We start from the raw sequence: 23,379 nt of genomic DNA on the forward strand, positions 1-23,379 counted from the left end.
TATGAGGTCACTCCGCATTCGTACGTTTACCATGCTTTGCTTCTTCTTTATCCTCTTATTGCCGTGGATCTTCTTTGTTACTGCGCACTTTATGGAAACCAAGACACTCAGCTTCGAACTAGGTCGGCTGCAAAACGAGACCCTGCAACGAAATATATCGGAAATGACGCAGCGAATTGAATCGGACACAGACCAATGGACAGATCCAGTCTGGCAAAACCAATTGTATTCCGCGCTGCGTGAAGCGAAGATGGATGTGCTCATTCAATCCGCAGAAGATCAGGAAATTTATCGTTCCAATCCTGACCGACGTGGCACTAATTTATCAACCGAGCGGTTCTCCGTCATCGAGGACGGCTCATTGCTGGGAAGGGTTATTCTGTACTTACCTCAATCCAACCAATTTCAAGTGATGTCGGCTTTTGTCGGGCTGCTGCTTGCGATCTTTGTTGTCGGAATGGAAATGAGGCGATTCGTTCTCAAACCACTCGAGAAGATGGGAAATGCAGCAAGACAAATTGCAACAGGGGATTGGGATGTTCGGCTACCCATGTCCAGGGTCACCGAAATCGCTGAAGTGCGCGATGGATTCGATGTTATGGTCAAGGGACTTGAGCAATCCTATCGAAAACAGGCTGAACTGGAAGAGGAACGCCGATTCGTCATTGCGGCTGTTGCGCATGATTTACGGACACCGTTGTTCGCTTTGCGAGGATACTTGGATGGTCTGGAGCAAGGGATCGCTCAATCTCCGGAGAAAATAGCCCAATATGTTGCAGTCTGCAAAGACAAATCGGCCCAATTGGATCGTTTGGTAGAGGATCTTTTCACTTTTACAAAAATGGAGTATGTGGAGTCGCAACTGAATACTAAAACGGTGGATTTTAACCAGGTCGTCCGGAATTCGATGGATAGTCTGAGTCCGCTGGCTCGGCAAAAAGGAGTTTCCATCTCGTTCCATGTAACGGATCGGTGCATCATCCATGGAGATATGCATTTATTAGAACGAGCCATGAACAATCTTCTGGATAATGCCGTAAGACACACATCTGCGGGTGGTGAAATCGAAGTCCAGTGTAATAAAGTTGGTGATAAGGTTAAGTTTACGATACGCGATACCGGGCCGGGCTTCTCTGGGGAAGAGCTTGAGCGTGTATTTGAACCTCTATATCGCGGGGAAGCATCCAGAAGTCGTTCAACCGGTGGCAGCGGATTAGGCTTAACCATTTCACAAAGAATTGTTAGGCAGCACGGAGGCGAACTTGCCGCAAGCAACCAACCGGAAGGTGGAGCACTGCTTGAAGGATGGTTACCTGCAGCAGCTTCAGGACAGTTGGAATCAAATGGTCTATAGTCGTTCATATTACTTATTGCACGTTGAAAAAGCCGCGAAAATGCGGCTTTTTTTGATTTGAAGGAATCAAATGTATGTTAGATCCGGATAATTCTCCCTTTACAATTGCAGCACCATGTTGTACAGTTGATCATACGAGTAATCAACCTAACGACTAAGGGGATGATAACGGTCAGAAAGGAGGCTTCACCTTGAAAGCTTTGTTGGATGAATCCCAGCCCATTTTTCAACAAATTGCTCAAATGATTATCGATGATATTGTGGATGGTGTAGTGAAGGAAGGGGAGCGCGTCCCTTCTGAGAATGAATTGTCCCGATTTTATAACATTAACCGTGCCACGGCGCGTAGAGGGCTTCAAGCCTTGGTTGACCTGGACATCATTTACAAGCAGAGAGGAATAGGAATGTTTGTAAAGGAAGGGGCCAGGAAACAGGTGCTGCGTGACAAACAAAAGCATTATCGGGAGTATTATATTCGTCCGATGCTGGAAGAGGCGAGGCGAATTGGCATGACGGTCGAGGAGGTTATGGAGTGCATAGTGGAAGAGGAGGGGAACTTATGATTTCTTTAAAGCAGGTATCTTTTTCCTACGAAGATGTTCCTGTGATCAAGGAATTGTCATACGTTGAACAAAATCCAGTCATTACGGGATTATGGGGACGGAACGGTGTGGGCAAAACGACGTTGATGAAACTGATTGCGGGGCATCAGATTCCTAGTCAAGGCAACATTGAGGTTATGGGCCACCGGCCATACAATAACCAGGAAGCCCAACGACATTTGTGTTACATGCAGGAAGATCATCCGTTCAGTGATATTTGGACCATACGCGATGCCTTGCGGTTTTATCAATATTTCAAACCGAACTGGAATCAGGAATTGGCAGAAGAGCTGCTGGAAACGTTTAAACTGCCGCAGCATAAAAAAGCCAAGAAGCTGTCGACCGGGATGAAAACGGCATTACAGGTTGTGATCGGTTTGGCCAGCCAGGCGGATGTTACGATCTTGGATGAACCGACCAACGGGCTTGATGCAGGAATGCGAAAAAAGTTCTATGAACGGCTGTTGGATAGCTATGATGCGTTTCCGCGCCTGATCTTGGTGTCGACACATCAAATCGAGGAATTACAACCATTGCTGGAATCCATCGTGGTTGTTCATGACGGAAAGCTGCTGTTACATGAGCCGATGGAAGAGGTGCGGGAACGGGGGATCTGGATAACCGGTGAACACGATCGAGTGAATCAATTAATCAGTAACCAAAAGATCCTAAATGAAAGCACCATCGGTTCCGTAAAGAAAGTTATGATTGATGTCCCGTTCTCCGACGAATGGAGAGAGCTAGGCCGCAGTAATGGAATTTCCGTGGAGAAAGCGCATCTTCAGGATTATTTGCTTCATATGACGGATAATGTGAAGGAGGGGGTACGATGAGCTCGACGCACGGCACGTTTCGTTTAATCTATGAAGATGCAAGCTGGTTCTTGGGGAAGCTGCTTCTGTTGTACATTACGCTGCCATTAACAGCAGCCTGGATTATTATCGGGACATCCTTTGATATGGATAAGACACTCAGTTCTATTTCAAGCCCCGCATATTTTTTCTTTATCCCGTTCTATGGGGTCATGGGGTTCAAAAGCCTTCTGCCTATTGCTGTCAGCCTTGGAGGCACACGAACTCAAATGCTGAAAAGCTTTTATGTCATCGGCGTTTCAAGTGTATTTGTGTATATGCTAGTCTTAAACCTCTTACAATGTTTATTATGGACATTATACGATCGCGGAGTCAGCTCGGTATCCATTACGCATGCGGGGATGTTTCATTCCAGTGAGTACCAATTTTTTCCTTACTTATGGATCGATCTCATGGTCGGACTAATCTTGTTCGGCGGCGCTTTTTTTATCTACTGCATAACGTATCGTGCGGGCATGACAAGGACATTAATCAGTATCATGATCATTGCCATCGCAGCCATGTTTCTCTACTACTCGGGAGTGCTTGAAGCACCTATAGCATGGTTGTCGACATTAAATATAAATGCAATGACCGGTTTCACGATAGCCGGAATCGCAGGTTTAGCAGCGCTGTTAACCACCTATCCGATGATGCGTAACGCCTCACTGCAACCGAAACAAAAGAGAGAGTAACTGCAGCAACCTATCCGTGCACATATCCGGATAATAAGGACGCGAATATGATATGCCCCCCTTTAATTAGACAGTGTGTGAAAGGCGCATCAAAGTCTATTGGAGGGGGTTTTTTCTATGAGTTCAATACAAATTCTTGTAATGTATTGAGTTCCCAATCAGCCGGATTTGGAAGAGCGAGGCCTTTTGATTAAAATAATCAACGCTAGAATCAAAGGGACCCAGATCTGGAAGATAGGAAAATGGTATTTCAAATTTTGAGCAAACCCGATCCAGATATGATAAATAAAGTTCGGAGAGACGAACGAAATGGTAAAGATGAAAGCACCCACGATCACGGTTGTTTTTTTATGGCTGACTTTGATCAGGCTGGAAAGACCGAGTACGGCGCCGAGGTAGAATGCGGTCATTTTAACGAATATGCCAATATAGATCAGCAAGATGATTAACGGGTCCAAACGCTCCAGAAAATCGGCGATTTCAATGAGACGAACCGACCGAAGCAGCGGAAAAGTCGATATGCTCGTTATGGTGGGATCCAGAATCGCAAGATTTAAAATATTGAATATCAATAAAAAGATACCTACGAATATATAGGAAGACAAGGATGCCTTGGACAGCGTTTTCTTGTCTTCGAGATGACTCCAAAACATGAGAAATACTACGACCTGACCGAACGGAAAACTAATCACCTCCGGCAACGATGTTCGCAGCACAGGCAGAATTCCGTTTTCTAATATAGGCATAAGGCGCTCAAGATGAATGATATTCGAACCGATGAACATGAGAACGATCAGGATATACCCGATCAGCGTGAAAGGGAGCAGGAATTCGGTGACGCGAAAGAATACCTCAATGCCTTTCCATACGGCATAACCGGACAGCAACACCATTAAGAGAATCAGGAAGTACAGCGGTGTGCTGGGGAGAAAGGAGATATTAATAATGTCCGCGAACTCGCGGGTATTCCTCATGGATTCATACGCAAAATAAACGATATAGGCTGCAGTAATGATGGAACCTAAATATTTGCCGAAGTGCTGATTTAAAATTTGGGGAAGAGCATGCTCCGAATTTTGGTTCTGGATATATAAATAGATGAACAGCAGTAACATTCCCGTGATCATTGCAACCAGCACGACCAGCCACGCATCTTGTTTAGCTTCAATCCCCAGTTCATACAAAGGGGTGCTGCCGATCATAAACAAGATGGTCATGGCAATGATTTGGTATTTACCGATCTTCTCCATTTGGGACCTCCTTGTTATAGGTATCGATAGCGTTCTACTTATTGGGTTCAATCAAATTCGAGAAGGGTTTATTGATCATATTCGTGTGTTCAACGGTGACTTTTACATTCAGTTTGAGTTCCAGTTCCTGGAGCGGTCTCTCCGAATTTGTAAGGTGTTTGCTGGCTGCAGGATATTTTCTGTGAATCATATCCATGAAACCAACCACGTCCACATTCAAATCCTTCATGCTCTTCCACGCAGCCAGCACTTCATCCTTGATCTGCTCGGCAATCGTATCCTCGAGTTTCGAAATAACGTCCGGGTTCGTCAAATCCATCGTACAGCTGGTTTCATCAAGAGCCCCCACTGTTTGAATATGGATCATCATGTTGACCGAACCATTCACCATTTTGGGGTCCACTTGGGTCGATGATTGGATGACTCGGTAACTCGACAACCGGGAAGCTTCTCGATCGCTGCATGGGGTAACAATGATCAGGTTTTTGACGCTGTTCGAGAGCCAAGCGACGCCTCTGCTTTCTTTTCGGTTCATCCATCCCACCAGCTTGTCTCCTCGAAATACGCCCAAATCGCCAAGTTTGAGTACCGCTTGATTACGGGTTGACTTTAAGGCATCCAAGTTAGATTGTTCCGCTTGATTGCCGGACACCCTTAACTCTGGAGCCATGGCGCTTTTGTACGGATTGGCGACCATGGATGCAAAATCAATCAATTTAATATTTTTTACTTGGGACAGATTTTCTTGACCTTGGGTAATGACCCGTTGAATCGCGTTTCCTGTTATTTTCTCTAATGGAATGAGCACTTCCAATAGATTGGAGGCTTTATCCTTGGTCAGGAGAACCGACATCGTTTCCCGACTTTCCACCGGACGGAGGAAAAAATCAAGGATTTGCCGTACGCCTTCATTCCGAACGACTTGTTCATTGATAATCAGCACGGAGTTATGGGCAAAAAACAGCGCACGCGGCGCTTCTAAATTCGCGTTCTGCATAGCTTCGCGAATGGTCTTGCCCCTGGTGGAGAAGATGGTGATCGGAGATTGGCTTCCCCCGGCTCCGCCGCCGGTCTGGGTGGCGATGGACTGCGGAATGACGACTTGGAAGGAGATGACCCATTCATCCTCGCTGCGGTCTATGGACGTCGCCGATACAATACTAAGCGAGTTTAACTCTTGACTATCCCAGCAACCATTGAGCAGCAGCGAGGCAGCCAACATGAGAATCAGGAGATTCAACTTCCGGATCATCTGTTCTTCACCTCCAAGTTATACCGGTTATATATTATTTCTTGCCATTGGAAGGCGATGGACGCTGGTTCATTTTTTGCCGTTTCGCGTTATTACGGTTGATAAGGGTCGGTCTTGTCAGCATGGCCCACCATGGAACACGGACCAGAACGTCTTTTTGGTCTGAAGGGATAAACGGAGCGAACGGAGTAAGATATGGCAAACCGAATGATCGCAAACCGCATAGGTGGATCAGCATGGCGATTAATCCTGCCATAATTCCAAAGAGCCCTAAAGTTGCCGCCAATATCATAAAACAAAAACGGAGCAGTCTGGCGGAGTTGGCTATGCTCACAGAAGGCGCAACAAAGCTTGCGATGGCGGTAAATGCAACGATGATAACCATGGCAGCAGACACTAGGCCTGCCTGTACAGCAGCTTGACCCAGAACCAACGCGCCTACGATGGAGATCGCGGAGCCCATCGCTCTAGGCATTCGAACACCGGCTTCCCTTAATACTTCGAACGTAATTTCCATAGCCAAGGCTTCGACAACGGCGGGAAAAGGGATGCCTTCCCGCTGTGCTGCAAGGCTGATCAGCAAGGTCGTTGGCAGCATTTCTTGATGAAACGTGGAGATGGCAATATATAGTGAAGGGAGAAGCATCGATACCATAAAGGAAATGATGCGCAACAGCCGCAAAAAGGTCGCGATATCGAACTTTTGGTAGTAATCCTCGCTCGATTGAAACAGTTTGAAGATGGTGATGGGGGCGATCAACACAAACGGTGTCCCATCAACCAAAACGGCAACTTTTCCTTCCAGAATCGCACCAGCGATAGCATCGGGGCGCTCCGTATTAGTCATGGTAGGGAAGGGGGTGAACGTTGTATCTTGTATAAACTCTTCGATATACCCGCTCTCCAGGATGCTGTCGGTATCGATCTGGTCTAAACGATTCAATATTTCTTGCACGATCTTATCATTGGCGATGCCATTCAAATACATAACGGCAACATCCGTTTGGGTGATGCGGCCAATCTTGCGGTCCACGATCCAGAGGTCTGGGCTTTTAATCTTACGACGGATTAAGGCCGTATTCGTACGAATATTCTCGGTGAATCCTTCTTTCGGGCCGCGAACGACGGTCTGAGATTGGGGCTCTTCTACACCGCGTTCCTCTCCACCGATAGAGCTGGCGATAATGCCTCGGGATGAACCGTCTATGAGAATGACAGTATTGCCTTCTAGCATGGCGGAGATCAGGGATTCCATATGCTCCAAATCGCTAATGCTGCCTATGGATAAGAAACGGTTTTTGATGATGGACAAGATTTCTGCAGGGTTAGAGGCATGCAGTTTTTCTTCGTAATCCTTTGAGGTTAAGGAATCCATAATCGAGTGATTGATGGTGAGCGTATCAACCAGTCCATCGATATAAATGACGGCCAGGGTGCAATCGCTTCCGAACATATGACTTAGGGTCCGAATGATGATGTCCCTACTGTGGCCGGTTTGTTCTCTGATTCTATGTAAATTCTGATCCAAGCGGTCGGAGAGACGAGAGGATTCGGCGGTTTGCACCGTTTGCTCGTTATGATGAAGCAGTGCCGTTTTCGAATGGGTTCGCTTTGTTCGTTTAAAAAAGGGCATGGGATCAGCTCGCTTTGACAAGATTCATACGATCTAAAGTTCCCTATTTCGGGTTTAATATTCTTTGCATGGTGAGGACTTCATCCATATTTGGAGGGTAGGTTAGTTTAACTATAAATGTTTTGTAGACTGACAGATCGGCGAATCGGTGGTACCTTATAATTAGCTGATATCTCGTTAATAAATGGATGAATGGCTTGGAGGCCTAGGGCAGTGAAAAATAAGCTTGAAACACGGATCGAAGGGGACCGCATTGTGCTCCGTCCCGTAAGGGAAGATGAATTTGATGCCTATTTCGGATTATTGCAGGATGCTGAGTCTAACCGATTAACGGGAACGCAGCAGGCGTTTACCAAGGATTCGATTGCGGCCTGGATTCATAAAATCGGATACGCTCATGAGGATCGGCTGGATATGATGATTGCGGAGAAGGAAACGGACGGTTTAATTGGTGAAGTGGTCCTGAACGAAATCAACCCCAACAACCGCAGCTGCAATATCCGCATATCGATTTCCGGTCAGCACAGCAATAAAGGATACGGCACGGAGGCCATGAAGCTCATGCTGCGTCATGGTTTCGAAAGTTTACGTCTACACCGAATAGAGTTAGGTGTATATGCGTTTAATCCTCGGGCCATACATGTCTATGAAAAGCTTGGTTTTAAACGGGAGGGTATCCTGCGGGACTCGATATGTTGGGACGGAAGATTCCATGATATGATTTTGATGTCGATTTTGGAGGAAGAATTTCGGCAATTGCCATAGTTATTCGTATATGCTTTATCAACAGAACAAAATTACACAAGCTAAAGAAGTCGCCATTATCGGCGACTTCTTTTTTTGCTATTTTAAAAGGAGTTTCTTTTTCTTAATGAAAGGTGACGAGAAACGAAACTTCATGGGGCTCAGCCCAACCAGCAGAATCAAGCTGTATGCCCAGAACAGCCAGGCTGCCAATAGGGGAACGCTCTGCTCAGAGATTAATGGGAAAGCGACATCATGGAAAAGAATCGAAAAAATGTCCATGAACATACCAGGCAGAGCAATCTGGACGGAACGGCGGGTACGATCTGAATACGGAACATCAAGAAATGAGAACAACGGAGCGATGCATCCATAAATTAAAGGGATGGCGGCAGCAAAACTCAAGACGGTTCTAAACGGGTGCCTGATATCAATCAGCAGGTTCCCCCCATAATGAAAGATGATCGTGGCGATCAGCCAAAGGGCAAAACCCCATAATAAGAAGAGACCAGCATGCCGGTTTTTGATCCGTTGTGCGTTCATCGCTTCACCTCATTGGTCATGAAATCAAAAATCACCTGCAAAGCGGTAAAAACATCCTCCTTCGGAAACTCCTCGTCCAACAAAGCCTGCACGGCCAGCCCGTCTATTATAGCATTCATTAAAATTCCCCACTGATCCATGGATATGTTCTTTATGGGCGATTCCCCCCACCGGGCTGTAAGAATATCAGTCAGATGTTTGTTTTCTTCTTGAATCATGGAACCCATTCGATTGCGGTTCTCTTTGATCTGAAAGCTAGCAGCTAATGAAGAGAAAAACAATCGATGGTAAACAGAATGATAATCGCATCTTTCCTTGGCTTCTTGTATGGCTTCTTCAACTGATCGATTGTTTTGCTCCACTGAAACCCATGAAGCATTACATAGGCTCTCAACGAGTTCAATTATTAATTGCTCTTTGGTTCGAAAATGGTAATAGACCGTTCCCTGGCTGACATTTGCTTGATCGGCCACTGCTTTCAAAGTTAATTTATCCATACCTTTTTCTGCAACACACTTTTGGGCAGCTTCGAGCAGTTCTTGTTTGCTGATGACGTTCGGTTTCGCCATGACCGTTTCACCTTCCTTGGATGTGAGTTATTCAAACAACTAACTCTAATGTATAAAAAATAAACTCGATTTGTCAAATGGAGGAATCGGAATTCGCTCTGTCTATTCGGGCGGAGGGTACAACGATCATCACTTGTATATTGTCTGCAATCTTCATTAATTTGCTGTATAATAACGTTTCGAGTATCACTCGCATGGCAAAAGAACGAAGCTATCAGCTACCGTGATGACTCCTGCAACTTGGCTGAGCTTAATCTAAGAAGTCCAATACAGGATGATAAACTTCATCCTTTACACGATCGAGAATAAATAACATTACAATAAACAGTAGTCAAAGGAGCATTATATATGAAGCGTTATACTTCTGACCGAATTAAAATCCCGCCGGGATTATGGGAAGGAATACACCAATTAGGCATTGCCGCCCAAGACGTGGCTCGCAAAGCGGAATTGCCGCTCGCCGTCATTACTGAGCCGGAAGTCACCACCGCCCAATACTTCGCGATCTGGCAGGCCTATTCCGATCTCATGGGGGACACTGCCCAAGGCATCATCCAGCTTGCGACCGTCTTTGAAACGGCGAAGTACCCGCCGACCGTCTTAGCGCCTTACCACGCTCGTGACTATCGGGATGCTTTAAACCGAATGGCTCGGTATAAGCAGCTATGTCCACCCGAAGGCTTGCTAATCTCCGAGGAGGGCGAACGATGTACCATCGAGCTGGAATGGCTGAACCTAAGCGATCAACCTGGCCCGGCGCTGCTTGTTGGCATTACACTGGCATGTCTTCTGGAGCTTGGACGACGGGGCACAGGTCAACCGCTGACCGCGCAATTGGTTGAATTTTCGCAGCCTATGGGCGATGTACAAGCTCTTGAAGCTTATTTTGGCTGTCGCATCCGGATGGGTGCAAACCGTAATCGATTAACGCTCTATCGAAGAGATCTGGACCGACCTTTTATCTCGTATAACGAAGAATTGCTGGAGATTCTGACTCCAGCTCTGGATCGTTCGCTTGATGAACTACAGAGCCACCGCTCCATTACTGACCTGGTCAAATGGATCATGAAACGCAGTCTCACAGGAGGGCGCCCTGACATTCAGTCAGTGGCGAAGGAGCTTAATATGAGTGATCGTACGTTACAGCGCAGGCTGACGGATGCAAATGCAAGCTTCAAGCAATTGTTGACACAAGCAAGACATGAGCAGGCCATCGAGTACTTGGCAGACCCCTCGCTCGATATCAAAGAAGTTGCCTTTTTGATTGGATATGAAGATCAGAACTCGTTCTACCGAGCATTCCGTCTTTGGGAAGGAGATACTCCATCCCATTGGCGCACTGAACATTTTAATAGTCCTTCGCTGTCCGAACACCGACAGGAAATGTTGACCATGGGTTCATAGCGTTTGGACATCAAAACACAGGTTTCTTTGTCAATTACAATTGGCGTGTTAAACAAGTACTTTGGCGCGATAAACTAGTTACCCAGCTATCTATACAATGTAATATGAACACTATCCAGAGCACAAAGGAGATATGTTTATATTATGGATATGGGATTAAACAATAAAACAGCATTGGTTACAGGATCTACGAAAGGGATAGGCAAGGCTATTGCCATTGAACTTGCCAGAGAAGGTGTCCATGTTCTTATCAACGGACGAAATGATGAAGAGGTACAACGAACCGTTAATGAAATCAAGTCGGATTTCCCGAATACAAGTCCTCAGAATGCTACCGCCGATTTGGTGGATATCGGGCAAAGAGAGGCTCTATTTGATAAATACCCTCACGTGGATATTCTGGTTAACAATATGGGGATATACGAAATCATGCCGTACGAGGATGTTAACGATGAAGTTTGGGATACCTACTTCCGTACGAATGTGCTTGCAGCCAACGGATTAACCCAATTTTATTTGCCCGGCATGCTAAAGAACGATTTTGGACGTATTATCTTCATGGCGAGTGAAGAAGCCATGATGCCTTCTGGACAAATGCCGCAGTATGCCATGACAAAATCCATGCTGCTATCCTTAGCAAAAAGCTTGTCCAAATTAACGAAAGGTACCGAAGTAACAGTCAATACGATTTTGCCCGGCCCGACTCTCTCCGAGAACGTGCAGGATATTATCGAGGGAATATACGCCAATGAAGATATGACCTTTGCGGAAAAAGAGAAAGCTTTCATGAGTACAAACCTGCCTCAATCCGAAATTCAACGATTTATTAGGCCGTTCGAAATCGGTAGACTGGCTGCATTCCTATGCAGTCCTTATGCATCCGCGTTTAAAGGTTCACCAATCCGTATGGATGGGGGAATGGTGCCTACGATTTTCTAACCTTATTATATATATCTGCTTATATATTAAAAGCTTGGGATCTAAAAGAGATCTCCAAGCTTTTTTAGTATTCATACACAGCGTCCCTGATCCGAAGCTGGTTTTTACTCACCTATTAATTCCAGCCTGGTCAGTCTTTTCTGATATACAATTCGAGACAATCCAACGCTGATCTCATATAGAAGGAACAGGGGCACAATGACGAGGATGTCCGACACGAAATCCGGCGGTGTAATGGTTACGGCTGCAATCGTCAGCAGCAAATAGGAGATTTTGCGCATTTTAGCTAAGCGGAGCGGATTCAGAATGCCAATCGAGGTCAAGAACATGATAACGACGGGCATTTCGAACAGCACACCAAACGGTACGGTCATATGCACCATAAAACGGAAATATCTCTCGGCAGTATAAGCTGTTATGAAATGGTGCGACAGCGAATCCAGGAAGGACAGGACCATGGGGTATATGACAAAGTAGCCAAAGGCCAAACCCAATAGAAAAAGGGCTCCGATCGCAGGGATGTAAGCCAGGGATGCACGCCGCTCAACAGTACTCAACCCGGGTACGACGAACCGCCATACCTGAAATCCGGCAACAGGCATCGTCACCGCAAGAGCTATAACGCCTGCAATCATGAAGTATACCCAAATCACGTCCGTTGGTCCCAGTATTTGAAGCTGACCCTCCACGTCGCGAGTCAGCATTTCATACAGCGGTTCAACATATAGAAAAGCGGCACAAAGGGCTACCAAAAAGGTGCCCAATGTGATGAGAATCCGCTTGCGGAGCTCTGTTAAGTGCTCTATTATATGCAACTCCTGTTCTTGCTCGTGCTGGGTCATTTCAATTTATCTCCATCATGGATATCTTCGCTCGAAACCAGTTCACGCGTTGAGTTTTTGAACTCGCTTAGTGTTCGACCGAAGGCACGGCCCAGTTCAGGCAGCTTCGAAGGACCGAAAATAATCAAGGCGATCAACAGAATGAGGATCAGCCCTGTCACTCCGATGTTTCCCAGAGGCATATGATCAACTCCTTTATTTATTTTTTATCCGATGCCATATGCAGCAGCTCAGTAATATCTCTGGCGATCGACTTGTCGCGCGGCGCATCATGCAGCTTCGAGGCAATTCGGTCGATCAGCGCAGGAGCTTGAGGATTCGTTACCGTTAGAATTTGCACTTCTTCATTAAACATGTTCTTCACTTGCTCTTTGGCTTGCGACATATTATCGTTGTCCACGTTCTTTGCTCCGCTTACTCCTTCATCCGGCTCGCCTTTGCCCGACATTCCTTCCGTCTGACTTAACACCTTTTGCTGCATGTTGTCATAGTGGTTAGAAGAAACGCGTGATTCTGCACGTGCCAGAATAATCGTGTCATTGAGGACAAAAGCTTTCACTCCATCAATGCCCAGACCTGCAAGTCTTGACTGAACATGGGAAGAGACGCCGCCTTCATGCAGGCTGGATGAGCCGATCATGCTGTACACGGACATGCCCATCCCGCTTGTGGTATTGCCATGGACATTGGTTGTTTCGGTTTTCGGTCCATGATAGCTAGGGATCACGTCGGTGCTGTGCAAGTGAACGGCATCGGCATTATGCTGCTCCACGGATTGCGCGTTTTGTTGATTGTCGTCGGTTTGATTTAAGCAGGCTGTTAAAGAAAGAAGCAGTGCCGAGCCCATAATCGGGCCTTTCCACCTGCTCCACAATTGATTCATGAGCATTCGCCTCCATATCGGTTAGTAATTTTATCATGCCCGGATGGAGAATAATGTATGAATGAAATTTTGATGGGGACAATACCCATTATTCAAAAATGAAGAAGAGTAGGGGTGCTGAGAGTTTGAGCGAACAAGACGAACAACAAACCAAACCATCGAAGCCTGACGGCTCGCAGACGATGACACGGCGGAAGTTTCTGAGAAACTCCGGTTATGCCGTGGGAGGTGTCGTGCTGGGCGGTGTACTCGGATATCTTTTGCCGAAGCGGGAAACCCCGCCTGCAGCACCGGCACCTGAACAGAATGATAACAACTACAACCAAGCATTAATGTTCTTTAACCAGGAGCAATACAGGATCACGGAAGCAGCCGTAGAGCGTATTTTTCCTGCGGATGAGAACGGTCCGGGCGCTAAAGAACTCGGCGCAGCCTTCTTCATCGACCATCAGCTGGCCGGTGATTGGGGGTTCAATGCAAGAGATTATATGCAGCCCCCATTCTATGTTGGAGAGAAAACGCAAGGTTATCAGGGCCGATTAAGACGACGGGAGATATTCTACATTGGTCTGCGCGAGATTCAGAACTACAGCCAAAAGAAGTATCAGAAAGATTTCCCTAGCCTGTCACCAGAGGAACAGGATGCCGTGTTAACTGCCTTCCAGAACGATGAGGTCAAATTGACAACGATCTCGGCCAGCGGGTTCTTTAACCTGCTCCGCAGCAGCACATTGGAAGGGGTCTACAGTGATCCGTTGTATGGCGGGAACAAAAATATGCAGGGCTGGACGATGCGTCAATATCCGGGTAACCAAATGGCTTACACGAATATTATTGAGAAGAATTTCACCGTCATCCCGCCGAAGAGTTTAAAGGATCACCTATAACAGCTCATCTATAGCGAAAGGAGTACGCATATGGCCAAAAAATTACCGAAAACGGATGTTGTCATTATCGGCGTCGGCTGGGCTGGCGGGATTATCGCCTCGGAATTGACCAAGAAGGGTTTATCTGTCGTCGGTTTGGAAAGAGGTAAAGAAAGGGTAACGGAAGACTACTACATGGCTCACGATGAGCTCCGTTACGCGCTCCGGTACGATTTGATGCAGGACCTTTCCAAAGAAACGATTACATTCCGGAGCACCGAAAAAATACGTGCACTACCGATGAGGCAGTATGGATCGTTTCTGTTAGGGGAGGGACTTGGGGGAGCCGGCGTGCACTGGAATGGGCAAACGTTCCGTTTCCTTCCCTACGATTTTAAAATCCGGAGCATGACGGAAGAACGATATGGGAAAGATAAAATACCGCCGGAAATGACGATCCAGGACTGGGGTATTACCTACGATCAGCTCGAGCCGTTTTTTGATAAGTTCGAGAAGACGACCGGCATCTCCGGCGAGGAAAATCCCTTGGCAGGAAAACGTTCGAATCCTTACCCAACACCGCCTATGCTGCATACGCCATCCATGAAGATGTTTGCGGATGCTGCGAAAAACCTGAAACTCAATCCGTATACGGTTCCTTCAGCCAATCTGTCGGAAAACTATACGAACCCGGATGGCATTTCTCGAGCGGCTTGCCAGTATTGTGGATACTGCGAGCGGTTTGGCTGCGAATACGGAGCGAAAGCGGATCCTGTCGTTACCGTGATTCCTGTTGCGAAAAAAACCGGAAAGTTCGAAATCCGCACCCATTCCTATGTTCGTAGAATTCTGCATAAGGGTGGTAAGGCAACGGGCGTCATGTACACGGACCTAACGACCGGGGAGGAAATCGAACAGCCGGCCGATATCGTCGTCTCGACGGGATATGTATTTAACAATACCCGTTTGATGCTTCTCTCGAAAATCGGCAAACCATACGACTCGTCCAGCGGGACGGGCGTGATCGGCAAAAACTATGCCTATCAGGTGATCAAGGGGAATGCCGCCGGATTTTTTGAGGACAAATTCAATCTGTTTGCAGGTGCAGGAAGCCTAGGGATGAGCGTGGACGATTTTAACGGCGACAATTTCGATCACTCAGACCTGAAGTTCATTCATGGGGGAATATTGCCCATACGGTAACCGGACAAAGGCCTATTCAAAACAATCCTGTTCCGGAGGAATCACCGCGTTGGGGCAAAGAATTTAAGGCGAATTCCTTGAAGTATGCCAACAGTGTACTGACCGTAGGGTCTCAAGGTTCTTCGATGCCTTATCGGCATCATTACCTGGATTTGGATCCCACCTATAAGGACGCATTCGGAGACCCGTTGATTCGAATCACGTTTGATTTCGAAGAGCAGGATCGCCAGTTGGCCAGGTATCTTTCCGATCGCTGCGCGGAGATTGTGCAGGAGATGGGGGGCCAGAATATCATGAAATTAAAGGAACTGGGACCTTACGAAATTACGACATACCAATCGACTCATAATACCGGCGGGGTGATTATGGGAGAGAACCCTGGCAATTCGGCCGTCAACAACTACATGCAAATGTGGGATATGGAAAACTTGTTTGTGGTAGGCGCATCCGCTTTCCCGCATAATAGCGGCTATAATCCGACCGGCACGGTCGGGGCTCTTGCATATCGCACAGTGGATGGAATTATGGAATACAGCAAAAAGGGCGGGCTGTTAGTATAGCTTGCATTTTACAAAAGGAGGCAGTTTCAACCATGTTCAGAAAAGGATTACTGTTAGTATTGCTATTGACTTTTGCTCTTGCTGTGGTGGCATGTGGTGGTAATGATGCAGCAGATCCGGCTCCGGCTCCTGCAGAAAACGGCGGACAAGCACCAGAGGAAGGAGCAACCGGCGGGGATGCCAACAACGATGCAGCTATGACGCTGTACAATGCCAACTGCATGGCTTGCCATGCTACCGACTTAGGCGGAGGCGGAAATTTCCCCAGCCTTCAAAATGTAGGCTCCAAGCACGACGCTAGCGAAATTGCAGGTATTATTTCAAATGGGCGCAATGGAATGCCGGCATTCCAAGGCAGGCTGACGGAAGACGAAATTAATGTGCTGTCTCAATGGTTGGCTGCCAAAAATAAGGTGAACCGGATATGAAATTAAGAGGACCCTCATGCTACAATGCAGATATAAATCGCGTTGTGGTCATGGGGGTTTTCTCTCACGGTTACAGCGTAAGAATGGAACACTTTTGGAGGTGGATTGTGAAGTCATGACAGAGACGTTCGTATCCTCCTATAGCACATGCTCGATAAAGTGCCGGACGGTGGTGTGCTTTTTTGCCGGTGTCCTGACCTATCGAAATAATTTTGAAGATGCTGCAAGCGAGGTTGCCCGAAGATACCCAAATGCCAAAATCTTAATGATCTTTCCTTACGGGATGGCAAACGGCATATCGGTTTCCTCGTTAGTCCGTCTACTGGCCCGGCAGCTTACGCAAGTCGGCTATGATTTGGTTCGAGAGCAGTCTCAGCGGGTTATGGAAGCAGGACAGATCATCCATGAGCATGCAGCTGGTGCGGAGCAGCTGATCCTGATCGGGCACAGCGCCGGAGGCGTGATCGCTTATAAGGCAGGGCTTTATTTGGAGGAGAAGTTTAATTATCGGGGAATCCATGTGTTTGCTGTAGGATGTCCAAGGTTTTATTTGAAGGATATTCCTTACAATGACCGGTTTACATATATCACGGGTCAGAATCCGGACAGGATCACTAGAATTGGCAGTTGGCGCATGCCGGGTTCCAAGGTGTACCGTGGAAGGCCGGGGCGTGAGATTCAACTGGATTTTAATCCGGATCATCAAGGATGGCGGTTTCATGCCTCTTATTTTCTGAAATCAGCCTGGACGGATTCAAACGAAGCATTCCATACCAATTCAGTCGATCTTATATCCAAAATCCATGAATTGCACCCCGAAAGATAAACATTACGTAATAAATGTTATGTAAACCAAATGTACAAGCATCCACTGGCAGATAGAGTGGGTCCATGGTGTATTGTATGTACAAAAGAAACCGTTCCTCTCGTTAATGGTTTGGGTCGCCCCTCCATTTTACCAAAGAACGGTTTCTTTGCGTCTAGAAGTAAGCGATCTGCACGCGTAGCGGAGAGGACGAATCGATTCCGGACAAGCGTCAGCGCTCGCCTTTGCGCCAACATTTCATCCTTGCTCAGAACGTTGCTTTACAGCTGTATATTCGTCTGATGAATTTTACGGAATTTCAGGGGAGTGAGACCGATTATGGTTTTAAACGTGCGACCGAAATGGGTTGAATTCTCGAAGCCGACGCTTTCGGCGATATCTGAAACTTGCATATTGGATTCTTTCAACAAATGACACGCTTGCTTGATCCGTACGTGATTCACATACTCGATCAGGGTAAACCCCGTCGATTCCTTGAAGGTTCGGCTAAGATGGGAGGGACTTACATGGAACCGGCTGGTGAGTTCCTCTAAAGTGAGGCGCTGGTCGTAGTGGTGATTGATAAAGTGAGCTATATGGGAGATACGCTGATGAACCTGGTTGGTAGAGATAGTTATGTATTGGCGGCCGCTGTTCAGAATACGGTGGGTGAACACCAAAAGCTCGGATAACAGGATTTTGAGATAGAAATTCGACTCTGGGGATTCGTTAGCCGATTCGGCGGCCATCCTCGCAAAGAGCCCTTCGACATACCCCTGTTCCTGACCCTTTAACCGGATGGAACCGGAACCTGCTTGGAAAGGGGAGAGGGGATGAAAAGACGGATCCTCGGTCAACAACCCGCCTAAAAACTCTTCTTGAAAGAGCAGGGTTACTCTTTCGAATGGGGCACCGTTAGGATTGATCAGACGGTGTCCGTCGTTCTTGCGAATGAGCAGCATAGAACCGCCCACGAGCTGAAACGGCTGGCTTCCAATACAATAATGCAGCTCGCCTGAGACAATGTACAGAATTTCATAAGCGTCGTGATAGTGGAATGAAGGAATACTCGATCGGGATTTGCTCTCTCGACTGATATAAAAGGGATCGGAACAAAAAAGTTGATGTCAAATCACCTCTCACGAAATCCGGTTAGGTCATGATGTCCTCATTGTACCCGAAGCCTCCTGAATTGTTAATCAAAATAACAGCAGGATATGTTGAAAATGGCCATTTTTAAATAAGATCCCGCGAGAATCCCGAGAAAACATGGGATATATTCAAGAAGGCGGGGTTCATATCGAATCCCCAAGCCAAACCGTTCATATTTGAACGGGAAAGGGGTTGCAAAGTCATGCGAATCAAGAAGAAAAGAGGACGGAATGCAAAGCGAATGTTCTTATTGTTTTTAGCATTATTGTTGATCCCCTGGACACTGCCGGCAAATTCTCATGCCGACTCCGTGACGTCCAAGCCCGAGCTAGCCTCTGATGGACCGGGGAAAGCGGCAGAAGCCATAATCGCCGAATGGGTCTTCAAGAACAAGGGAGAAGGAGGCATCCATCCTGCAACCGGAGGACTCAACAAGTCTTCCTCCATCCTCCAACAGGTCGGAGGATATTTTGAATACTACGACAGTAAAGCCCAAGACATCAGCTATCAGGGCTGGGACAATGGCCAGGGCAAGAAATATTGGTTGGCCATGGTTCCTACGTCAGCCTACAAGAATGTCAAACTATCCTCGGAGCAAAGCTCTTCGGGTTCTGCGCCTAACGATTTCAAAGTACAGGTAAGCACCGACCGAACGGTATGGACTGATGTTCCGGGAGGCACTGTACAGATGAATATCGTTTCGAGTTACAATTGTCCGAATCAAGCCTGCTTACTCCGCAACCTCCCCCTGCCGAATGCAGAGGATAAGCAAATGCTGTATATCCGCTGGGTGGTTAACTCCAATAAGCCAACCAACCCCAAAGATAATCCGAATGGCATTGGATCGGGAGGTTCCAGTAAAATTCGGAACATTCGCGTAACCGGGGAACCGATATCCGGAACAACGCCTGAACAGCCTACCATCGACGTATCCTATGTGCCGGAACAAGGTGCCGAAAAGGTAGCCGTGACAACGCCGATTGAGGTTAAGTTCAACAAACCGATCACGGTAACGGCCAAACAGGACATCACGGTACGGGATGGCCAGAATCAGCCTGTTTCAAGCATTGCCGTCGAAGTCATAAACGAGACGACATTGCGTATTAGGCATAGCGGATTAGGTCAAGGGAAGAGCTACAGGGTAACAATACTCCAAACCGCGGTCCAAGGAAAAGACGGCTCCCCTCTGCTTCGAAATATCGAGTGGAGCTTTACGACTGTAGGAGCCGTCTCTCAGCCGAAACTTATTAACATGACCCTGAACGGAGATCCAAAAACGAGCATGGCTTTCGCCTGGTACACGGATACGTCGGCCGCAACGAAAGTCCAGGTTGCCGAATCAACGGGAACCGGAAACCTGTTTCCGAAAGAGGGATTTCTTGAATTCACCGGCTCCTCGGAGGAAATTTCGACGTATATGACCAAGAGCGACAGAACGACCGGAAAGAAGAAAAAGTTTTTCAGCCATAAAGCAAGCGCGAATGGATTAAATCCGGGAACGGATTATGTATTCCGGGTAGGCGATGGTTCAATATGGAGCTCCGTTGGATCGTTCACAACCGATACGACAACACCGAAGCCATATCGGTTTATCGTGGGAGCCGACTCTCAAGCCTCAAGCAAATCAGGCTTTGAACCATGGGCGGATACCTTCAAGAAAGCCTACGAACATATGGGCAACCCCAAATTTCTGATCAATGCCGGCGATCTGGTCGATAATGGCGACTTGGAGGAGCAGTGGCAGTGGATGCTCGGACTCGCGCAGGAGCATCTGATGAAAGTGCCATTTGTACCCGTACTGGGCGGACACGAAGTATCGGATTGGGACGGGGATGCCACGACGCCGAATAATAACTTTTACAACCATTTCAATCTGCCGCGGAAAGTGGTGGATGCGACTCATGACGGGTCGGTTTATTCTTTTGAATACGGCGACGCGCTTTACATGGTGTACAACTCGCAGTTTGACGGCAAGCTGAATGAAGACGGCTCCGTCGATTGGGACGACGATCAGCATGAACAATTTTGGAACCAGATTGATTGGATGAGGAACACGGTGGCGAAGACCGACAAGAAGTGGAAATTCGTCACGCTTCACAAAGCGCCTTATGCAGCTGGCGATAATTCCGCGCAATGGGAAGGAGATCGCGTTGAATTTTACCGGAAAAATCTGATTCCTGTTTTTGACGAGCTTGGCATCGATATGGTGTTCGAGGCTCACGATCATATGTACATGCGTTCCTTCCAAATGTATGGGGACAAGGTCATCGATCCGAAAAAACTGGAAAAAGACGAAGCAGGCAATGTCGTCAATCCTCAAGGAACGGTGTATCTGATGCCCAACGCGTTTGGAAACAAATTCTATTATAAAAACGAGCCGTATGACGACTACTTCGCAGCGATTAACAATCAGCCGAAGAAAAAAATGTTTACGGATGTGTCGGTTTCGGATCAAATTTTGAAATTCGATGCCTACACGGCTGCTATTGAAGATGAAGGAAAGAGCGGATCTGGGAAAAATGGGCTGAAGGTGTACGATCATTACGGTATCAAACGAACAGACACCAAACCGAATCCGGTAGAGGGAGCACAGGTTAAGCTCCAAGGTGCCAAGGCTACGTTGACCTGGAAGACACCAACTTCCAGCAATGAGCAGGTAAGAGGATTCCGCATTTATGAACAGGATGACAAGATCAGCAAACATTGGAGCCTTTATGTGCCAGTGAAGTCGGGAACGTCCCAGTACAGCGTCGTTATCGACAAATTGAATCCGGATATCCAATATAATCTGGTGATCAAGTCCGTTGGCAGAAGAGACAATTCAAGCCCAGTCACCGTAAGCACTTCGGATCATGCCGAGGGGAATGAACCTCCATCTGCTGTGGATGGTTTGGCGGGCAAAGGCGTGTCTCCTTTTCAAATCGACCTGACCTGGAGAGCACCTTCCGGCAAAGCGCCGTATCGGTATCATATATACCGCAACGATCGTCACGTTGGAACAACCAAGGAAATAACATATGCCGATACCGGGCTGACGCCCGAAACGGAATATCGGTACAAGGTAACTGCCGTCACTATGGGAGGCGTTGAATCACTGCCGACTGCAGAAATTCGCTTGAAAACGATGACTTCTTCGCAAGGCACCGGGCCTTACAAACCGTTCCCGCAGCATACAGCCTACAGCTCCGGCTCGATCAAGCCGAATCATGTGCAACAAGCGCAGCTGGATGCGACCGTTGCCCGGCTGTATGATGAATGGAAGCAGAAATACTTGAAAAAGAAGCCGTATCTCCAATCTTCGGAGCCGGATCAGTACTACGTCTGGTATGCCGACGGGGACTGGTTTCAAGAGGAGTATGACGAGGAGCTGAAGGTCAATTATCAACCCATGACCGTTTCGGAAGCGCACGGATACGGGATGCTGATCACCGCACACATGGCGGGTCATGATCCTAAGGCCAAGGCTTATTTTGACGGACTATATCGATATTTCAGAGCACATCCGAGCAAGATCAACCCGGAGCTGATGGCTTGGAAGCAGGGCGATACAGGTCAGGCCGTCGTAAATGTCGGCGGTGTTGATTCGGCCACAGATGGTGATATGGATATCGCGTACGCTTTGCTCCTTGCGGATCGCCAGTGGGGAAGCGACGGTGAGATCAATTACCTGTCCGAAGCCAAAAAAGTAATCGATGCGATCATGAAGAGCGATGTCAATCACGCCGAGTGGACGTTGAAGCTTGCTGATTGGGTGAGCGACAACGATGCTAAGTATGGCAGCGCTACGCGTCCTTCCGATTTTATGCTTCAGCATTTGAAAGACTTCAAAAATGCGAGCGGTGATGCCAATTGGGATCGGGTCATCGACAAGACCTATTCCATCAGCGAAGGAGTATACAAAAAGTACAGTCCGAATGCGGGGCTGCTGCCCGACTTTGTGGAGAAGAAAAACGGCAGCTATGCACCGGCAGATCCGGAATTCCTGGAGTCTGAAACAGACGGGGATTTCAGTTATAACTCTTCGCGCATTCCTTGGCGGCTCGGCACGGACGCTCTTATGACCGGGGAAACCCGTGCGAAAGAGCAGCTAAATAAAATGACGTCATGGATTCGCCAAGTGACCGGGGATGATCCGGGAAAAATATATGGCGGCTACAAGCTGGACGGGTCAAAAGCACTCGTGAATTATACGGATACCTCATTTTCTGCGCCAATGATGGTCAGCGCCATGATTAATCCGGCGAATCAGCAGTGGCTCAACCGATTATGGGACCACAACGCCTCCATTTCTACGAACGATGACGTTTATTTTGGAAACACGCTGCGTCTTCTAAGCATGATTGTCGTTTCGGGTAACTGGTGGTCACCGACCATCGCGGATACCGAAGCGCCGATCCAGCCAACCATCGAAGAAGCGGTAGTCGTATCCGATTCATCCGTGGAACTGAAGTGGACGCCTTCATTCGATAATGCGGGAATTGCAGAGTATAAGGTTTATCGGAATAATACCGTCATTGGAACGTCGAATACGACGGATTATAAGGATAGCGGCTTGACGCCGAATACAACGTATCAATATTTTATCGTTGCGTACGATACCTCAGGTAACATGTCCAAAATCAGCAATGTCAGAATCGTCTCGACGGGGAAGCCATGAATGTAATGCGATGATGACCATCCCAAAAGCACTGTACTCATATTAATCGCAAAAGCTGGCGGCAATCATATCGAGATGAATAAAGAGCCTGGGGCCACCCGGGCTCTTTTTGTCCGTTCTCGAAAACAATCTGTTAACCGTTGTTAA

The 23,379-nt window shown here is 47.4% G+C and carries 20 protein-coding genes and 1 pseudogene; 12 read left to right on the forward strand and 9 right to left on the reverse strand.

From position 1 onward, the window contains the following. Position 1: 1 nt before the first annotated feature. From BJP58_RS01465 to BJP58_RS01480, 4 genes are all read left to right on the forward strand, one after another. The gene (locus BJP58_RS01465; protein ID WP_194542488.1) at positions 2 to 1,354 is read left to right on the forward strand and encodes a sensor histidine kinase; all 1,353 of its coding nucleotides are present in this window, start codon (positions 2 to 4) and stop codon (positions 1,352 to 1,354) included. Between the two features lie 191 nt (positions 1,355 to 1,545). Next, positions 1,546 to 1,917 (forward strand): GntR family transcriptional regulator, encoded by a 372-nt coding sequence (locus tag BJP58_RS01470; RefSeq protein WP_194542489.1) that lies wholly within the window; start codon positions 1,546 to 1,548, stop codon positions 1,915 to 1,917. Next, entirely contained in the window at positions 1,914 to 2,789 is an 876-nt protein-coding gene (locus tag BJP58_RS01475) for an ATP-binding cassette domain-containing protein (protein ID WP_194542490.1), read from the forward strand. The genes BJP58_RS01470 and BJP58_RS01475 overlap by 4 nt, the downstream gene beginning before the upstream one ends. Next, positions 2,786 to 3,502 carry a hypothetical protein gene (locus BJP58_RS01480; protein ID WP_194542491.1) on the forward strand — a complete coding sequence of 239 codons (717 nt, stop codon included), beginning with the start codon at positions 2,786 to 2,788 and terminating at the stop codon, positions 3,500 to 3,502. Before BJP58_RS01475 ends, BJP58_RS01480 begins: the two co-directional genes overlap by 4 nt. Positions 3,503 to 3,660: 158 nt before the next feature. Here BJP58_RS01480 and BJP58_RS01485 read toward each other — a convergent pair whose 3' ends face one another. The 3 genes from BJP58_RS01485 to BJP58_RS01495 are packed head-to-tail and all read right to left on the reverse strand — an operon-like array spanning position 3,661 to position 7,637. After that, positions 3,661 to 4,752: a GerAB/ArcD/ProY family transporter gene (locus BJP58_RS01485; RefSeq protein ID WP_194542492.1), complete on the reverse strand. Its 1,092-nt coding sequence runs from the start codon at positions 4,750 to 4,752 to the stop codon at positions 3,661 to 3,663. A 34-nt stretch (positions 4,753 to 4,786) separates the two neighbouring features. Then, positions 4,787 to 6,004 carry a Ger(x)C family spore germination protein gene (locus tag BJP58_RS01490; protein WP_194542493.1) on the reverse strand — a complete coding sequence of 406 codons (1,218 nt, stop codon included), beginning with the start codon at positions 6,002 to 6,004 and terminating at the stop codon, positions 4,787 to 4,789. A gap of 34 nt (positions 6,005 to 6,038) precedes the next feature. Then, complete coding sequence (locus BJP58_RS01495) at positions 6,039 to 7,637, reverse strand: spore germination protein (protein ID WP_194542494.1); 1,599 nt, start codon at positions 7,635 to 7,637, stop codon at positions 6,039 to 6,041. Positions 7,638 to 7,850: 213 nt separating this feature from the next. On the opposite strand from BJP58_RS01495, the gene BJP58_RS01500 reads away from it, so the two are divergent. After that, on the forward strand, positions 7,851 to 8,402 hold the full coding sequence (locus tag BJP58_RS01500) for a GNAT family N-acetyltransferase (protein ID WP_194542495.1): 552 nt from the start codon (positions 7,851 to 7,853) through the stop codon (positions 8,400 to 8,402). Positions 8,403 to 8,480: 78 nt separating this feature from the next. Here the strand turns inward: BJP58_RS01500 and BJP58_RS01505 are convergent, their stop codons facing one another. Continuing rightward, complete coding sequence (locus BJP58_RS01505) at positions 8,481 to 8,924, reverse strand: DUF5367 family protein (protein ID WP_194542496.1); 444 nt, start codon at positions 8,922 to 8,924, stop codon at positions 8,481 to 8,483. After that, entirely contained in the window at positions 8,921 to 9,493 is a 573-nt protein-coding gene (locus tag BJP58_RS01510) for a TetR/AcrR family transcriptional regulator (protein ID WP_194542497.1), read from the reverse strand. Before BJP58_RS01510 ends, BJP58_RS01505 begins: the two co-directional genes overlap by 4 nt. 348 nt (positions 9,494 to 9,841) lie before the next feature. On the opposite strand from BJP58_RS01510, the gene BJP58_RS01515 reads away from it, so the two are divergent. Both BJP58_RS01515 and BJP58_RS01520 read left to right on the forward strand, forming a co-directional pair. Next, on the forward strand, positions 9,842 to 10,897 hold the full coding sequence (locus BJP58_RS01515; protein WP_194542498.1) for an AraC family transcriptional regulator: 1,056 nt from the start codon (positions 9,842 to 9,844) through the stop codon (positions 10,895 to 10,897). 144 nt (positions 10,898 to 11,041) lie between these two features. Then, positions 11,042 to 11,836 (forward strand): SDR family NAD(P)-dependent oxidoreductase, encoded by a 795-nt coding sequence (locus BJP58_RS01520; RefSeq protein WP_194542499.1) that lies wholly within the window; start codon positions 11,042 to 11,044, stop codon positions 11,834 to 11,836. A 104-nt stretch (positions 11,837 to 11,940) separates the two neighbouring features. On the opposite strand, the gene tatC is transcribed toward BJP58_RS01520, so the two are convergent. From tatC to BJP58_RS01535, 3 genes are read right to left on the reverse strand one after another with little or no spacing between them, the layout of a single operon-like run. Beyond that, complete coding sequence (gene tatC / locus BJP58_RS01525) at positions 11,941 to 12,678, reverse strand: twin-arginine translocase subunit TatC (RefSeq protein WP_194542500.1); 738 nt, start codon at positions 12,676 to 12,678, stop codon at positions 11,941 to 11,943. After that, complete coding sequence (tatA, locus tag BJP58_RS01530; protein ID WP_071221680.1) at positions 12,675 to 12,860, reverse strand: twin-arginine translocase TatA/TatE family subunit; 186 nt, start codon at positions 12,858 to 12,860, stop codon at positions 12,675 to 12,677. The genes tatC and tatA overlap by 4 nt, the downstream gene beginning before the upstream one ends. 17 nt (positions 12,861 to 12,877) lie before the next feature. Continuing rightward, on the reverse strand, positions 12,878 to 13,561 hold the full coding sequence (locus BJP58_RS01535; RefSeq protein WP_194542501.1) for a hypothetical protein: 684 nt from the start codon (positions 13,559 to 13,561) through the stop codon (positions 12,878 to 12,880). 125 nt (positions 13,562 to 13,686) lie between these two features. Here BJP58_RS01535 and BJP58_RS01540 point away from each other — a divergent pair, with 125 nt between their 5' ends. From BJP58_RS01540 to BJP58_RS01555, 4 genes and pseudogenes are all read left to right on the forward strand, one after another. Beyond that, the gene (locus BJP58_RS01540; protein WP_071221682.1) at positions 13,687 to 14,448 is read left to right on the forward strand and encodes a gluconate 2-dehydrogenase subunit 3 family protein; all 762 of its coding nucleotides are present in this window, start codon (positions 13,687 to 13,689) and stop codon (positions 14,446 to 14,448) included. A gap of 30 nt (positions 14,449 to 14,478) precedes the next feature. After that, positions 14,479 to 16,190: pseudogene (locus BJP58_RS01545) on the forward strand (GMC family oxidoreductase). Between the two features lie 32 nt (positions 16,191 to 16,222). Further along, positions 16,223 to 16,618 (forward strand): c-type cytochrome, encoded by a 396-nt coding sequence (locus tag BJP58_RS01550; RefSeq protein WP_194542502.1) that lies wholly within the window; start codon positions 16,223 to 16,225, stop codon positions 16,616 to 16,618. A gap of 115 nt (positions 16,619 to 16,733) precedes the next feature. Then, on the forward strand, positions 16,734 to 17,444 hold the full coding sequence (locus tag BJP58_RS01555) for an alpha/beta hydrolase family protein (protein WP_194542503.1): 711 nt from the start codon (positions 16,734 to 16,736) through the stop codon (positions 17,442 to 17,444). A gap of 260 nt (positions 17,445 to 17,704) precedes the next feature. Here BJP58_RS01555 and BJP58_RS01560 read toward each other — a convergent pair whose 3' ends face one another. Continuing rightward, positions 17,705 to 18,520 carry a helix-turn-helix domain-containing protein gene (locus tag BJP58_RS01560; protein ID WP_336245460.1) on the reverse strand — a complete coding sequence of 272 codons (816 nt, stop codon included), beginning with the start codon at positions 18,518 to 18,520 and terminating at the stop codon, positions 17,705 to 17,707. A 257-nt stretch (positions 18,521 to 18,777) separates the two neighbouring features. Here BJP58_RS01560 and BJP58_RS01565 point away from each other — a divergent pair, with 257 nt between their 5' ends. Next, entirely contained in the window at positions 18,778 to 23,232 is a 4,455-nt protein-coding gene (locus tag BJP58_RS01565) for a glycosyl hydrolase family 8 (RefSeq protein ID WP_233354860.1), read from the forward strand. Positions 23,233 to 23,379 lie beyond the last annotated feature (147 nt).

This window comes from Paenibacillus sp. JZ16, assembly GCF_015326965.1.
Classification (GTDB): domain Bacteria; phylum Bacillota; class Bacilli; order Paenibacillales; family Paenibacillaceae; genus Paenibacillus_AQ.

Bases quoted from the DNA above. Each gene is read 5' to 3' on its own strand.
- tatA (WP_071221680.1), bottom strand. From the start codon at position 12,860: ATGCCTCTGGGAAACATCGGAGTGACAGGGCTGATCCTCATTCTGTTG.
- BJP58_RS01510 (WP_194542497.1), bottom strand. From the start codon at position 9,493: ATGGCGAAACCGAACGTCATCAGCAAACAAGAACTGCTCGAAGCTGCC.
- BJP58_RS01515 (WP_194542498.1), top strand. From the start codon at position 9,842: ATGAAGCGTTATACTTCTGACCGAATTAAAATCCCGCCGGGATTATGG.
- tatC (WP_194542500.1), bottom strand. From the start codon at position 12,678: ATGACCCAGCACGAGCAAGAACAGGAGTTGCATATAATAGAGCACTTA.
- BJP58_RS01535 (WP_194542501.1), bottom strand. From the start codon at position 13,561: ATGAATCAATTGTGGAGCAGGTGGAAAGGCCCGATTATGGGCTCGGCA.
- BJP58_RS01490 (WP_194542493.1), bottom strand. From the start codon at position 6,004: ATGATCCGGAAGTTGAATCTCCTGATTCTCATGTTGGCTGCCTCGCTG.
- BJP58_RS01485 (WP_194542492.1), bottom strand. From the start codon at position 4,752: ATGGAGAAGATCGGTAAATACCAAATCATTGCCATGACCATCTTGTTT.
- BJP58_RS01520 (WP_194542499.1), top strand. From the start codon at position 11,042: ATGGATATGGGATTAAACAATAAAACAGCATTGGTTACAGGATCTACG.
- BJP58_RS01495 (WP_194542494.1), bottom strand. From the start codon at position 7,637: ATGCCCTTTTTTAAACGAACAAAGCGAACCCATTCGAAAACGGCACTG.
- BJP58_RS01565 (WP_233354860.1), top strand. From the start codon at position 18,778: ATGCGAATCAAGAAGAAAAGAGGACGGAATGCAAAGCGAATGTTCTTA.
- BJP58_RS01475 (WP_194542490.1), top strand. From the start codon at position 1,914: ATGATTTCTTTAAAGCAGGTATCTTTTTCCTACGAAGATGTTCCTGTG.
- BJP58_RS01555 (WP_194542503.1), top strand. From the start codon at position 16,734: ATGACAGAGACGTTCGTATCCTCCTATAGCACATGCTCGATAAAGTGC.
- BJP58_RS01505 (WP_194542496.1), bottom strand. From the start codon at position 8,924: ATGAACGCACAACGGATCAAAAACCGGCATGCTGGTCTCTTCTTATTA.
- BJP58_RS01465 (WP_194542488.1), top strand. From the start codon at position 2: ATGAGGTCACTCCGCATTCGTACGTTTACCATGCTTTGCTTCTTCTTT.
- BJP58_RS01480 (WP_194542491.1), top strand. From the start codon at position 2,786: ATGAGCTCGACGCACGGCACGTTTCGTTTAATCTATGAAGATGCAAGC.
- BJP58_RS01550 (WP_194542502.1), top strand. From the start codon at position 16,223: ATGTTCAGAAAAGGATTACTGTTAGTATTGCTATTGACTTTTGCTCTT.